The organism is Staphylococcus sp. GW823-FHT05F06, from assembly GCF_058795495.1.
In genome coordinates this window covers 24,782-40,141 of record NZ_JBXAHW010000002.1, presented here as the reverse complement: position 1 = coordinate 40,141, position 15,360 = coordinate 24,782, and the positions used below count along the sequence as shown (strand labels likewise).

Annotated in this window: 12 protein-coding genes, 1 pseudogene, 1 riboswitch and 1 other annotated feature; all 13 genes and pseudogenes read right to left on the bottom strand. The window is 31.5% G+C overall.

Features of this window, described 5'->3' with window-relative positions; translation table 11 throughout:
• Positions 1-374: 374 nt before the first annotated feature.
• Positions 375-731 (bottom strand): 50S ribosomal protein L20, encoded by a 357-nt coding sequence (rplT, locus tag AC1Q7N_RS01690; protein ID WP_001830839.1) that lies wholly within the window; start codon positions 729-731, stop codon positions 375-377.
• A gap of 51 nt (positions 732-782) precedes the next feature.
• Positions 783-983 carry a 50S ribosomal protein L35 gene (rpmI, locus tag AC1Q7N_RS01685; protein ID WP_001830767.1) on the bottom strand — a complete coding sequence of 67 codons (201 nt, stop codon included), beginning with the start codon at positions 981-983 and terminating at the stop codon, positions 783-785.
• Between the two features lie 27 nt (positions 984-1,010).
• Positions 1,011-1,538: a translation initiation factor IF-3 gene (infC, locus tag AC1Q7N_RS01680; protein WP_001830789.1), complete on the bottom strand. Its 528-nt coding sequence runs from the start codon at positions 1,536-1,538 to the stop codon at positions 1,011-1,013.
• Between the two features lie 26 nt (positions 1,539-1,564).
• Positions 1,565-1,688: a sequence feature (ribosomal protein L20 leader region), on the bottom strand.
• 57 nt (positions 1,689-1,745) lie between these two features.
• Complete coding sequence (locus AC1Q7N_RS01675; protein WP_001830900.1) at positions 1,746-3,248, bottom strand: amino acid permease; 1,503 nt, start codon at positions 3,246-3,248, stop codon at positions 1,746-1,748.
• A 205-nt stretch (positions 3,249-3,453) separates the two neighbouring features.
• A riboswitch (Lysine riboswitch) is annotated at positions 3,454-3,629 on the bottom strand.
• 47 nt (positions 3,630-3,676) lie between these two features.
• On the bottom strand, positions 3,677-5,614 hold the full coding sequence (thrS, locus tag AC1Q7N_RS01670) for a threonine--tRNA ligase (RefSeq protein WP_002440177.1): 1,938 nt from the start codon (positions 5,612-5,614) through the stop codon (positions 3,677-3,679).
• A 352-nt stretch (positions 5,615-5,966) separates the two neighbouring features.
• A complete protein-coding gene (gene dnaI, locus AC1Q7N_RS01665) occupies positions 5,967-6,887 on the bottom strand; it encodes a primosomal protein DnaI (RefSeq protein WP_001830772.1) in 921 nt (306 codons plus the stop codon).
• On the bottom strand, positions 6,887-8,257 hold the full coding sequence (dnaB, locus tag AC1Q7N_RS01660) for a replicative helicase loading/DNA remodeling protein DnaB (protein ID WP_001830762.1): 1,371 nt from the start codon (positions 8,255-8,257) through the stop codon (positions 6,887-6,889). Before dnaB ends, dnaI begins: the two co-directional genes overlap by 1 nt.
• A complete protein-coding gene (gene nrdR, locus AC1Q7N_RS01655; protein WP_001830825.1) occupies positions 8,258-8,728 on the bottom strand; it encodes a transcriptional regulator NrdR in 471 nt (156 codons plus the stop codon).
• Positions 8,729-9,247: 519 nt separating this feature from the next.
• Positions 9,248-10,273: a type I glyceraldehyde-3-phosphate dehydrogenase gene (gene gap / locus AC1Q7N_RS01650; protein WP_002440179.1), complete on the bottom strand. Its 1,026-nt coding sequence runs from the start codon at positions 10,271-10,273 to the stop codon at positions 9,248-9,250.
• Between the two features lie 105 nt (positions 10,274-10,378).
• Positions 10,379-10,762 (bottom strand): annotated as a pseudogene (locus tag AC1Q7N_RS01645) (IS5/IS1182 family transposase); the annotation flags it as partial.
• 354 nt (positions 10,763-11,116) lie between these two features.
• Positions 11,117-11,728 (bottom strand): dephospho-CoA kinase, encoded by a 612-nt coding sequence (gene coaE / locus AC1Q7N_RS01640; RefSeq protein WP_001830774.1) that lies wholly within the window; start codon positions 11,726-11,728, stop codon positions 11,117-11,119.
• 15 nt (positions 11,729-11,743) lie between these two features.
• Positions 11,744-12,616 carry a bifunctional DNA-formamidopyrimidine glycosylase/DNA-(apurinic or apyrimidinic site) lyase gene (gene mutM / locus AC1Q7N_RS01635; RefSeq protein ID WP_001830823.1) on the bottom strand — a complete coding sequence of 291 codons (873 nt, stop codon included), beginning with the start codon at positions 12,614-12,616 and terminating at the stop codon, positions 11,744-11,746.
• A 15-nt stretch (positions 12,617-12,631) separates the two neighbouring features.
• Complete coding sequence (polA, locus tag AC1Q7N_RS01630) at positions 12,632-15,262, bottom strand: DNA polymerase I (RefSeq protein ID WP_002470417.1); 2,631 nt, start codon at positions 15,260-15,262, stop codon at positions 12,632-12,634.
• Positions 15,263-15,360 lie beyond the last annotated feature (98 nt).

The window sequence follows — 15,360 nt, the reverse complement described above, 5'->3', positions numbered from 1 at the left end:
AAAAATTATCATTTTTTGCGATTGAATATATGTATATGTAAAACGATAAAAGCACCATTATATTTATAATTAAAATAAGACATAATCTTACATTGTTGATATTATAAAACTTTTAACAAAGCCACATTATATACCTTACTGTCATAACATGATTGCAAATTTATCTTTTTTTAGTTATTGACTTCGTAGATATTGATTGTTTCAAAGCATGATTTGAAACAATCTAGTATTATGAAATGACAAAAAAATAAGATATGTCCGCTATTACATCAGGGTATTGTACTCAATTTTTAAATGCTTTTAAATAATATATTAACAACAAGCATATAAAAAGACCTGAGACAAAGATTATTGTCCCAGGTCTTGTATAAATATTATTTTAAAGCTTCTTTAGCTTTTGATACTAATTCAGCGAAAGCTTTGTCATCTGAGATTGCAATTTCTGATAACATTTTACGATTGATATCAATCTCAGCTTTTTTCAAGCCGTTCATTAAACGTGAGTAGCTAATGTCATGTTGACGTGCAGCCGCATTAATACGTGTAATCCATAATTTACGGAAATCACGTTTGCGTTGACGACGGTCACGGAAAGCATATTGACCTGATTTCATTACTTGTTGTTTAGCTACTTTATATAATGTATGTTTTGAACCAAAGTAACCTTTAGCTAATTTAATCGTTTTTTTACGACGTGCTCTTGTTACTGTTCCACCTTTAACTCGTGGCATAATAAATTCCTCCTTAGATGATCTCTATCGTATATATATTCGTTTAAAATCTTATTTTTTGTATGCTAATAATTGTTTAACACGTTTCATATCACTTTTAGAAACTAACTTAGCTTTACGTAATTGACGTTTTTGTTTAGTATTTTTATTTGCGAATAAGTGAGATGTGAAAGCTCTAGAACGTTTTAATTGACCTGAACCAGTTCTTTTAACACGTTTAGCTGCTCCACGGTGAGTTTTCATTTTAGGCATGATTCATTTCCTCCTATAATTTAACGTTTATTTTTCGTTGATAGGCGCTAACATAATAAACATTTGACGCCCTTCCATTTTAGGCTTTTGTTCAACAGTTGCAATATCTTTACATTCATCTGCAAATTTTTCTAACACACGCTGACCAATTTCTTTATGTGTAATCGCACGACCTCTGAAACGAATTGAAACTTTACATTTATCGCCTTTAGATAAGAACTTGCGTCCATTTTTCAACTTAGTTTGGAAATCATGTTCTTCAATAGTTGGGCTTAAACGTAATTCTTTAACGTTAATGACTTTTTGTTTCTTCTTCATTTCTTTTTCTTTTTTCTGCTGTTCGAATTTATATTTACCATAATCCATTATTCTCGCAACAGGTGGTTTTGCATTTGGTGCTACAACAACTAAATCTAAATCCACACGTTCAGCCATTTCTAAAGCTTCACGTTTAGATTTAACACCAATTTGTTCACCATCTTGGCCTATTAAGCGTAGTTCTTTTGCACGAATTTTCTCATTAATTTGAGTTTGATCTTTTGCTATGGTTGACACCTCCCAGAATTTTACGAAATTGTTCCAAGCAAAAAGAAGAGCGAGTATAACTACCCGCTCTTCTTAGACACAATAAATGTGTAACATGATTGACCTGCCAACTGCTTCAGCGTCGCCACAGGTGAGAAGCGGGTGCTTCTACTTGGTTCGTTTCGTATTCAACGTTAATAATCATATCAATATTTATTGTTTAAGTCAAACTATTTTTTAATTATTTTTATGGTGTCTTACTTCTTCCATCGAAACATCTTGCCTTAAGTCAACTTTGTTTAGAGGAATCTTTTTAGTTTTATATCTAAATTTATGATAAAAGAAGAAAATTAAGAATACAGGTATTCCCATGTAAGTTATAAAAAATCTATTCATATCAAAGTTACCTGTTTTAATAAAATCTACATCTTGTCCAATGATAACTATTACACATAAAATACCTGCAAAAATCGGACCAAATGGGAATAACTTCGCTTTATATTTTAATTTTGATTTATCATAATTTTGTTTATCAAATGCGCGTCTAAATCTAAAGTGACTGATTGCTATACCAACCCAAGCAATAAAACCAGTCATTCCGCTAGCAGCTACAATGTATTCATATGCATCTCCACTTAAATGTTGCAATGCGAAAATAAGAATGACTAGTACTCCAGTTGCAATTAGAGATACATAAGGTACGCCACTTTTATTTGTTTTTCCAAAAGAATTATAAGCTAATTTATCTTTACTCATCGAATATAACATTCTTGTTGAAGCATACATTCCTGAGTTACCTGCTGATAATACACTTGTTAATATAACAGCATTCATAAATGAAGCAGCAAAAGCTAATCCAGCATTCTTAAATACTAATGTAAAAGGTGAAGTAGCTATACTATCACCACCGCCCATTAATGCCTTACTATCATATGGAATCAACATACCAATAATGAAAATAGCTAGAATGTAAAATAAAAGTATACGCCAAAATACTTGTTTAATCGCTTTTGGAACTGCTCTTTCTGGATTTTCAGATTCACCTGCTGTAATACCAATAAGTTCAGTTCCTTGGAATGAGAAGCCTGCGACTAGAAATACACCAAGAATTGATAGCAAGCTACCTCCTAAATTCCCACCTAGTATTGGCCCATCTCCTTTTGTAAACGTATCAAATCCTACAAATTCTCCACCCATAATCCCTAAAATAGTTAAGATACCAATTCCTATAAATATGATGACTGTAACTACTTTGATAAGTGCGAACCAATATTCACTCTCTCCATATACTCTAACGGATAAAGAATTAAGCGCGAAAATAATAATAAGGAAAATACAACTCCAGACCCAAGCTGGTATACCTTGCATAGGGGACCAATATTGTATAACTTGCGCTGCAATAGTAACATCAGCTGCTACTGTTATCACCCAGTTGAACCAATAATTCCATCCTAAAGCAAAACCTAGTGAAGGATCGACAAAGCGTGTAGCATAAGTACTAAATGAACCTGACACAGGCAAATATGTCGCCATCTCCCCTAACGACGTCATTAGAAAGAACACCATCGCTCCAATAACTGCATAGGCAATCAAAGCACCCAATGCACCTGCGTCATGTATAGCTCCACCAGAAGTCATGAATAGACCAGTTCCTATACATCCCCCAATGGCAATCATTGAAATATGTCTATCTTTTAATCCTCTTTGAACACCGTCATTTTGTTTATTATTCTTTTTCATATAAGCTCCCTTTCCTTCATAAGTAGAGGCTAACTTGTTACCACATCAATGCATATCATTGTTGTAGATAAATTTGGTATAGATGATATAAAAGTAAAATAATATTAATATCATTTTACTTTTATATCACTTGTCTTTATATCTGTATCAATAATGTAAAAAGTGGTTACATACCTTTAAGATATGCAACCACTAATGTTTATCTATATAAGGTAGCACATCACATAAAGTGACAGTACAACTTCTATTCGAAAGTTGTCCCAACAATGCTAATTTATGGAAATAACATCATTTCGGCATTATTACCTTTCACTTATTCAACACATGTCCCATACGACTTCTGATAAGTTAGTCATTAATAATGCAACCTCTAACTCTATTTATTATATTAATTTGTAATATACATGATATACTTTATATTTTCAAGTTTATCTATGCTTTTTCAAACGGATTTCATCAATAACATTCCAAATAAATTCATCTTTTTCAACTGATTCTTGTTTTTCAGAACCATATTTTCTTACATTTACTTCTTGATTCTCTACTTCTTGGTCACCTACAACAATCTGATAAGGTATTTTTTTCATTTGAGCTTCACGAATTTTATATCCCATTTTTTCATTACGGTCATCAATTTCAACGCGGACACCTTGCGATTTTAGTTCATCTTGTAAAAGTCTTGCATAATCATAATGTAAATCTATATTTACAGGAATAATTTCAACTTGCATAGGCGCCAACCAAGTTGGAAATGCACCTTTTGTTTCTTCTGTTAAAAATGCAACAAAACGTTCCATAGTAGAAACTACACCACGGTGTATAACTACAGGACGATGTTGTTCTCCATCTTGACCAATGTACGTTAAGTCAAAACGTTCTGGTAAAAGAAAATCAAGTTGTGCTGTTGATAGAGTTTCTTCTTTTCCCATAGCTGTTTTTACTTGAACATCTAACTTAGGTCCATAGAATGCTGCCTCACCAATAGCTTCTTCATAAGTTAAACCTAATTCATCTGATGCTTCTTTAAGCATGGATTCAGCTTTTTCCCACATTTCATCATCATCAAAGTACTTATGCTTATCTTCAGGATCTCTATAACTCAATCTGAAGCGATAATCTTCAAAACCAAAATCTTTGTACACATCTTGAATCATATTAACTACACGTTTAAATTCTTCTTTAATTTGATCAGGTCTAACGAAAATATGGGAATCATTCAATGTCATTCCTCGAACACGTTGTAAACCTGATACTGCACCACTTGCTTCGTAACGATGCATAGTACCCAATTCAGCAATACGTATAGGTAATTCGCGATAAGAATGAGGTTTGTTTTTATAAATCATCATATGATGTGGACAGTTCATTGGTCTTAAGACCATTGCTTCGTCTTCATCTAACTTCATTGCTGGGAACATATCTTCTTGATAATGATCCCAGTGACCAGATGTTTTATATAAATCAACATTGGCTAATACTGGTGTGTAAACATGATCGTATCCCATACTTACTTCTTTATCGACAATATAACGTTCTATTTCCCTACGTATTGTAGCACCATTTGGTAACCATAATGGTAAACCAGCACCAACGAGTTGATTGTTTGTAAACAATTCTAAATCTTTACCAATTTTACGATGATCACGCTCACGACGTTCTTCCAACATTTTTAGATGTGCTTTCAAATCTTTTTTGTCAAAGAATGCTGTACCATAAATTCGTTGTAACATTTTATTATCACTATTTCCACGCCAATAAGCACCAGCTGTAGATAATAGTTTGAACTCTTTAATTTTAGAAGTAGAAGGTACGTGTACACCTCGACATAAATCAGTAAATTCACCTTGAGTATAAAGTGTTACACTCTCATCTTCAGGAATTGCATCAATAAGTTCTAATTTATAAGGGTCATCCTTGAAGAAGTCTTTTGCTTTTTCTTTACTAACTACTTCTCTTACAATTTTATGATTTTCGTTCACAATTTGTTTCATTGTTTTCTCAATTTTATCAAAATCATCCGATGAAACCTTATCATCCATATCAAAATCATAATAGAATCCGCCTTCTATTACAGGTCCAACTCCAAATTTAACGTCTCCGTATAAACGTTTTAATGCTTGTGCCATTAAATGAGCTGTTGAATGACGAAGTACTTCTAACGCTTCTTCACTCCCAGGAGTAATAATTTCAATAGCTCCATCTTGTTCTAAAGGGCGTGTTAAATCTACAAGTTGACCATTGAATTTTCCCGCAACTGCTTTTTTTCTTAATCCTGGACTAATTGATTGAGCGATGTCTTCTGTAGTAGTCCCTTTATCAAATTCTTTTGTATTACCATCTGGAAATTGAATATTAATTTGATTCATATTTTTTCCTCCTATTTAATAAAACATCTGATCGTTGGCTTATTGAATAAATTAACTTTACTGAGCATAAAAAAACTCGTCCCTAGCAAGGGACGAGTTTGTCGTGGTACCACCCTAGTTAAGTATATGAAAAGCATACGTGACCAGTCATATACTATACTTTACATAAGATAACGGTCTTGAGCCGGATATTCATTACAAATATCAATATTAACGAAGTAGTAATAATTTAATGTGTTAGCCATATTCTCATCAATTAATGACTTTCTGTGTAACAGAGATTAAATTATCGTATCTTCAATAGTTTCAACGATTAAGATTTATCTCTATTATACACCACATACTATAAAATTCAATTGTTTCTAAAATTTTTACCAGTCAAATAATAAGGTGTCGATAAAGTCTTAATTCTTTCAATAATTCGTGCTGCTTTAGTCTTTTCAGTGCCATCTCTAGTTATTGAAAGATGATGCTCAAGCTCACTATAATTAAAGTTAGAACTAAAAAATGTAGGAAGTTCATGTACCATTCTATAATGTAATAAAGGACCAATCACTTCATCTCTTACCCACGGTGTGACTTCTTCTGCGCCAATATCATCTAACATCAAAATATTAGCTTCTCGCACACGTTGTAATTTTTTCTCAAAACTACCGTCTTTAAAGCCACCTTTTAAAGTGCGAATAAATTCTGGTAAATATACAATTGTTGATGAAATCTTTTGCGATTTAAGTTGATTTGCAATAGCACCCAATATGAATGATTTTCCTGTACCAAAAGGACCATATAAATATAACCCCTTTACTTTTTCATCGTTAGTAATTGCTGTACAGATTTGATCAGCTGCCATTGCTACATCAAGTCTCTCTCGATTATTCATATAAATATCTTTGAGCTTTGCATGAAGTGTATCTCTTTGCATATGGTGAGATGTAATAAGTTGTGAATCAAATCGTTCCTCATCATGTTTAATTTTACACGGGCAAGGTAGATATCTAATTTTGATTCTTTCATTTTCAATATATAGTTCAGGAACATGTCCTTTTACAAAATTCGGACAATCATCATAGCGATGTCCATCATAAACTTTTTGTTGATCTTTATACTCTTGAAGAACATTTAAATCTTCGTCTATCATCTCATTAGTTATATTACTACGATTTTTCTCAAGAAAATGTTTAACGTCAGTATCATTGATTACATTTTGTTTTATTTTTTGTATACGTTTATCTAGATTTTGAGAATCGCCCATGATATTTCTGAAACTTTTCATTAGTTATCTTCCTCCTTCCACTTTTGATTTAACTTTTCAAGAAATGCTTGTCGATCTTCTTCGAGAGTGTCATCATTTATTTCTTTATTTTCTTCTTGATCGTCCCTATTTTGAAGCCATTTAGGTGTCTTTTCTTTGGATAAAAATTGATTTTGTCTTCCACGATTGTTCTGTCGTTTATCATTAGAATGTGTTTCGTAATTTTTAGGTTGATTAACTTGTAATGCATATTCATATGCTTGTTTGGCATTTGAAATACCAATTTTCTTCCAGTTGGAAGCAATTTCAAAAATATAAGATTTTGGCAACTTCATATCTTCTTTTAACATAACAAACTGTAAAAGTATATTGATTACACCAAAATTCATTTTTTCACGGTTAATCAATTCTTCTATCATACTTTTTTGCGACTGTGTAGGTTCCGAATCAGACCAACTTGCTAACATATCAATCGGACTTGTTTCATCTAGCAGTTGTAACCAATCATTTGTTGTATCTTCCGCTTGTCGATCTTTTTTTTCATCGTTAATTTTATTTGTTTGATGCTCTAATTTTGGTAATTGATTATCATGTTCAATCAGGTAATAAGTTCTAGCTTTCTTACGCATTTCTTCAAAAGATAATTGTTGTGCACTGGTAATGGAACTTAATATAACATTTTTCATACCATCTTCAGTAATTCCATAAAGTGTCGCAAGTTGTATAATCAAATTCTTAGCTTCTTTATCGATAATTTCATTACTAATAAAATGATGGTTCAACATCTGTCTCAACATTTCAAAATCAAAAGTTTCATTAGATAAATCTATACCATCATAGTGTTTGATTTGCTTTAAATTAATTTGATCAGAAACATTGACCTTTTTAGGTACGTTGAATACTTCTGTAAATTTTCTAGTTGTCTGTTGATATTTGCTTAAATCTTTCTCATCTTTTTCGAAATAAGATTTAAGTGCTTGATAACGTTTTTTATCAACCTCACTAAATAAAAATACTGATAACATAGGATCATTAAAAAATTGATAGGCTGTTGGAGGCTGAATTAACTCATAAACAAAGTGAGAGTACTTTTCTTCATGCCTTACAAATGTTTTAATCAATCCAATAGCCTCTAAATTGTCCATTTGCTCCCTGAAATCTAATAAGTTAATTTTTAGTTCATTCATGAATATATAATGCGTTAACCCGAGTTGTTGACTTTCATCTATGAATTGACTCATAAAATGATAGAGTCCAATTGATTCAACTCCGATTAAAGGGGTGAATAGTCGATTTAAAATATCTAAATGTTGTGAGGTGAATTCGAAATGTGTAATCACCTCAAATCCATCTTGTGGTTTTAGACCATATTCATAGGTTTGTAACCCCATCTATTTATCACTCCGTTTATTATCACTCAAGATACCTTGCATTGACTCTAAGAGTTGATCAACATCTTTGAATTCTTTATATACAGATGCAAATCTTACATAGGAAACTTGGTCAACATGCATTAACAAATTCATAACATGCTCTCCAATTTCTCTAGAAGAAATTTCAGTTTGTCCCTCATCTCTAAGTTGCCACTCCACTTTATTAGTTATGTCTTCAAGTTGTTGATAACGTACTGGTCGTTTCTCGCAAGATCTTACTAAACCATTTAATATTTTTTCTCTTAAAAATTGTTCTCTAGTCCCATCTTTCTTCACTACTATTAATGGACTAACTTCAATATGTTCAAATGTTGTAAAACGCGTTCCGCAATTTTCACATTCTCTTCTACGTCTAATCGCATTGGCCTCATCTGCATGTCTTGAATCAACCACTCTGGAATGTGTAGAATTACATTTTGGGCATTTCATATATGTCACCCTCCCAAGTTTAATCACCGTACATTATACTATAAAAGTACTGTGTAAAAAAGAAAGGTCAATTGCAACTATAAACGAAAGAATGTAATGATACATTGTTAATACCACTATGTGTAAAAAAGGAAAAATTGTCTTATAAATAAAGGTTTTAGAATGCTATGTTATTTATTAAAAATAATACATTTTAACGTGATTAACCATATTAAATGAATTTCAACCATTTAAATGTACTACACAATTTTATAAATACGACCAAAAGTACCATTATTAAATTATAATTTGAAAGATGATTCGTTAAAATCACCTCATTTCAAAATCATCTCAACTTGATTAATAAATAATGACTATGGATCATTTTTTTATAAAGAAAGTATCTAGAAATATGTCTAAAGCTAATTGGTTATCTATAATAACATCAATGGTGCTTCAACTTTGTTTAGGGCTATTTGTATATAAATAAACCTGAGATAATATGGCTATCTCAGGTTTAGTGTAAGTATAAATATTTAATTAAATGGCTTTTACCATTGCTTTATCATCAATTAATTGTCCAATTTTGTCAGCTACTTCAACAACTCTATTCGAATAACCCCATTCATTATCATACCAAGCGATAACTTTCACCTTATTTTGTCCCATAACCATCGTAGATTGAGAATCAATAATTGCTGAATGAGGATTTGTGTTAAAGTCTACAGAAACTAAAGGAGCTTCTTCAACATCAAGAACACCTGATAAATCGGCATTTTTAAATGCATCATTAACTTGTGTAACTGTAACATTCTGTTCTAAATCAACAACTAAATCAACGAGAGAGACATTTTTTGTTGGTACTCTTAAAGCCATTCCATGAAGTTTACCTTCAACTTCAGGCAATACTTCTTTAAGTGCTTTAGCAGCACCTGTTGACGTTGGAATAATACTTTCATTACAAGAACGTGCTCTTCTTAAATCTTTGTGTGGATTATCAATATTTTTTTGATCATTTGTTATTGCATGAACAGTTGTCATCAGACCATTTATGATTCCAAATTTATCATTGAGGACTTTTGCAACTGGTCCGATACAATTAGTAGTACAAGATGCATTACTAAAAATATCGTATGTATCAATATCAAGTTGATTATCATTGACTCCTTTAACAATCATTTGAACGTCTCCACCTTTAGACGGTCCAGTGAGTAATACCTTTTTAGCACCTGCATTAATATGAGCAACTGCTTTATCTCCGTGATTAAATTTACCTGTCGCTTCTATAACAACATCAATATCCATCTCATTCCATGGTAAATTTTCTGGATTGCGATCAGAAAGTAATTTAATTTCATGTCCATTCACTTTAATACCACTTTCAATCGGTTCAACTTTTTTATCATAAACTCCATGCGTCGTATCATAATTAAGTAAATGTGCAATTGTTTCAGGTGGATAACTAGCGTTAATCGCTTTAACATTTAAATTTTTATTATTTAGTGCTATTCGTAACACCATTCTACCTATTCTACCCATACCGTTAATTGCAATATTCGTTGCCATTCAAAGCACCCCTTGTTTTATATGTTATACTTTATGGAAATAGTATAACATATTAATTTTTAAATGAAAGCGTTTACCGATAAATTTATCTATAAATATAAATTAAGCTTTATCATTTATAAGATTTTGATTCAAACATTGACTATGGAATTGAATAAATAAGGATTCTAATAAAACATCTACTTTTGGATTTACTCTATATCGATTAATCATTTTATAAGAAGGGTTTAGAATTTGTGAAAACCACATCATTCGAATAGTATCATTAAGAAATTTTTTCTACCAGAAAATACTGATTGTGTGTAAGCATATAACACTACTTTCAACATCATATTGGGATGCTATAATGTTGCGCAACAATGCTGTATGAATTCAGTACCTGGAATTTTTTACAATATCATTCACATATTGTGACATATCATGTGTGGGAATATGTACTGAAGTTTCCTTTGGTAAAGTAAGTTGAGTCATATTATAATCTTTATGCATAAGGTACCTCGTTAATTTAATTTAGTGGTATTTGTTAAATTATACGAAAAAGCCTTATTTTTAAAAGTATTTCAATGTAAAGGCAAAGTGTTATGACGAGACTCTTGAAGACGCAGAATAAGCTGAAGACTACAAGCTGAATCTGTCAACTAAGAAAGCGAACCAACAATACGAAGTATTATAAATAAAGAAGCCAGTAAATGAATTTATAAAAAACTCATTTACTGGCTATTTTGCTAGGAATTATGTCCCAGCTTTTTTGCCTCTAATTAGCGTTTAATATGTAATTATTTATAATACATACACTTTGTGATAACAAAATAAAAGCATTCTATACAATTTTCATTATATTTACTATTCACTCTCCGATTGAATATACCCTTCTTCTTCAAGTAATTTTTGTAAATTCTGTTTAAGTTCTAATTTATCACCTAGATTATCTATCACATGATCTGCCATCCTACTTTTTTTATCTATAGATATTTGACTATAAACACGTGCTTTAGCATCTTCTAATGATAAATTATTCCTCTCCATTAAACGATCGATTTGAATACTTTCAGATGTATAAACCACCCAAACTTCATCTACAGTATCTTGTAGTTCATTTTCGTACAACAATGGGATATCCATAATTACATGATATCCATGTTCTAGATAATTGTTTTTCTCTTGTTCCATTATCTCTCTTACAATAGGATGAACTATTTCATTAAGAGCCTCGCGTAAGTCAGGATGATTAAAAACTATCTCTCCTACATATTGACGATTCATCTCACCATTTTCGTCAATTGCTTCTTCCCCAAAAATCTCTTTAACTTGTTCAAGACCCTTAGAGCCTTTTTTAACTGCTTCGCGTGAAGCAATATCAGCATCTACGATTTTAAACCCATATGCTGTTAATAATTCTGAAACTGTTGATTTTCCAGTGGCAATACCACCAGTTATCCCAATCACTTTAGACATTATTTCACTCTTCCTTTATCTCTGACAGTTTGGGCAAAAATGACTATTTCTACCAGCTATCACTTTTGTTTCAATCGAATGACCACAAACCTTGCACTTTTTTTGTTTATATACATTTAAATGTAATTGCATTTGTCCAGTTTTACCATCTGCATGCCTATAATCTGAAATACTAGTACCTCCATATTTTATACCCTCTTCTAAAACTTCTCGAACATAATAAAAGAGGGATTTTCTTTCTTGTTTAGTGAGTGAATTAGTAATTTTATCCGGAGTAATACCAGCTCTGAATAAAGCTTCACAGGCATAGATATTTCCAGCTCCTGCTATAACACGATGATCAAGAATCGTTTGTTTTATTGGTTTATTCTTATATTTTTTCATTGTCAAACATTCTAAATAGTGTTCAAATGCCACCTCTTCAAATGGTTCTGGAGCGATTTCTAATAAAGATGGATAACTATCAAAATTGACTATATTTCTAATTTCTCCAAACCGTCTGATATCAGAATAGACTAATTTTTGTTTATTATCCAAATCGAAAATGACTTGCCAATGCTTTCGATAATTCGGTGTACTTATCTCATCAAGGTTATTAACAACAAAGAATCCGCCTGCCATACCTAAATGACTAACTAAGATTCTATCATCGTCATGATCCGCTATATAAAAAATAATGTACTTACTTCTTCTTTCAACTTTTTTTATAACATAACCTTCAGTAAGTTTTTTAAAAGTATCTAATTCCATACCTTTTATAATCGTCTCACGGTTATTATTCTTACCGTTAATTACATTTTTAGCAAAAGTTACTTTCTCTATTTTTGCACTTTTTATAAATGGCTCAATACCTCTTTTAACATGTTCAACTTCAGGTAGTTCAGGCATGATATTATCCTTTCTTTATTTAGCATCGTACCATGTTGCACCATAATTCGAATCTACTTTTAAAGGTACATCGAGCACTAATGCTTGTTCCATAATTTCTTCTACAAATTTACTAAAATCTTCTACTTCTGATTTTGGTATTTCAAATATGAGTTCATCATGAACTTGTAATAATAACTTAGCATGATATTTAGTTTCTTTAATCTTTTCACTGAATTTAACCATTGCTAATTTTATTATGTCAGCTGCACTACCTTGTATGGGTGTATTCATTGCTGTTCTTTCTGCAAAACTTCTTAAATTAAAGTTTCTACTTGTTATATCAGGAATGTATCGACGACGATGAAGTAGTGTTTCCACATAACCTTGTGCTTTTGCATCTTTAACAATGTCTGACATATATTGTTTTACACCTGGAAAACTAGCTAAATAATCATCAATAAATGCTTTTGCTTGTTTTCTAGTAATACCCAAGCTCTGACTCAATCCATAATCGCTGATACCATATACAATACCAAAGTTAACAGCTTTTGCTTGACGTCTCATTAAACTATCAACCTGGTCAGATTCAACATTAAATACTTTCATTGCTGTTGCAGTGTGAATATCATGTCCGTTTATAAATGCATGTTTTAAACTTTCATCTTGCGTAATATGAGCAAGTACACGTAACTCAATTTGTGAATAATCAGCAGATAAAATCACACTATCTTTAGAAGTTGGTTTAAAGGCCTTTCTAATCTTTCTTCCTTCTTCTAATCGTATAGGTATATTTTGTAAATTAGGATCTATACTTGATAATCTACCAGTTTGAGCAAGCGTTTGATTAAAACGTGTGTGAATTCTATGATCTTTGCTTATTACTTTTTGTAATCCCTCTACATACGTAGATTGCAACTTAGCAAGTTGTCTATATTCTAAAATATCATCTATAATAGGATGCTCACCTTGTAGTTTTTCTAATACGTCTACAGCTGTTGAATAGCCCGTTTTGGTCTTCTTAATGACAGGCAATTGTAATGTTTCAAATAAAACAACACCTAATTGCTTAGGAGAATTGATATTAAACGCTTCACCAGCCGACTCATGAATATTGGATATTAATACATCCAATTTTTTTTGAATTTCGAATTCCATTTCTTTCAAATCATTGATATCGGTATATATACCAATTTCTTCCATTTCACTTAAAATTCTTGCTAATGGTAATTCTAAATCTTTCAACAGTTCAATTTGATTATAATCTTCTAACTGTGATTTCATGGTTGGAGTTACAGCTGCTATAGCTTCTGTCACAGAGGCAATGTGTTCGTTTAGAATTGGTTCTTCAGGTATATGATGTTTCTTACCTTTCCCAAATATTGTAATATTATCTTTTACATAATTTTGTCCATATAAACTTACCACAGATTTAACGTCATCAATAGAACGTGATGGGTCAATAATATAGCTTGCTAACATAACATCAAATTCAATATTTTCTATATTAATCCCTAATCGATGAGCAGATACATAAGTTTTTTTTGCATCATAGACAATTTTAGTTGTATTTTTATCTTCAAGCCATTGAACTAAATGTTTATAATCCTTTACATCCTCAGCATTTATCACTACATGTTGATGATTTGTATAAAAACCAAACTTGAGAATAGTGTCTTTAAGATAATTAGTGCCTTCGAGTTCAAAATGTATTACCGCTTCGTTTAAATCATTCAAATCTACATTTTGAAAGTCTTGCTCAATTTCAAAAGTTTTATCTATGACTTCTTCATTCGTAGAGGATGTGTCTATATCTGCTAATAGTTGTTTAAATTCTAGCTTTTTAAATAGTTCAATTTTTTCTGTAGTGTCGTCTTGTAGAGTTAATTTTGTATCTTCTAATGATACTTCAATCGGACTGTGAACATTGATTGTTGCTAAATCTTTACTCATTAAGGCATCATCTTTACTATTGATGAGTTTTTCTTTTAATTTTTTTGCAGTGACCTCCTCAATATGTTCATAGACCCCTTCTACTGACTCAAATTGATTAAGTAATTTAATAGCCGTCTTTTCGCCGACACCAGCAACGCCAGGAATATTGTCAGAGGTATCCCCCATTAGACCTTTCATATCGATAATTTGTTTCGGCACTAAACCATTATATTTCTCTGCTATAAATTTAGGTGTATAATGATCAACGTCGGTAACACCTTTTTTTGTATAATATATTGTAACATTATCAGTGGCTAATTGAGTTAAGTCTCTATCACCTGTAATGATAATGGTTTCAAAATCTTCTTCATCAGCTTGTCTACTTAATGTTCCTATAATGTCATCAGCTTCATAATTATCAAGTTCATATCTTTTAATATGATACGCATCTAAAAGTTGACGAATATATGGAAATTGCTCACTTAATTCAGGTGGAGTCTTTTGACGACCACCTTTATATTCACTGTACTTAGAATGTCTGAAAGTCGTTTTACCTGCATCAAATGCAACTAAAAAATGATTCGGTTTTTCTTCTTTAATTATTTTTTCTAAGAGCATAGCAAAGCCGTAAACTGCATTTGTATGAATACCTGCATGGTTTGAAAGTAAAGGGAGAGCATAAAACGCTCTAAAGCTTAGACTATTACCATCTATTAATACTAATTTATTCAAAATACGTAACCTCCAGAACAGATTTACATATATTTTAGCATATATACAAATACATAACGAGTAAGCGAGTTTAGTATTCACTACGCATTAGCTATTAC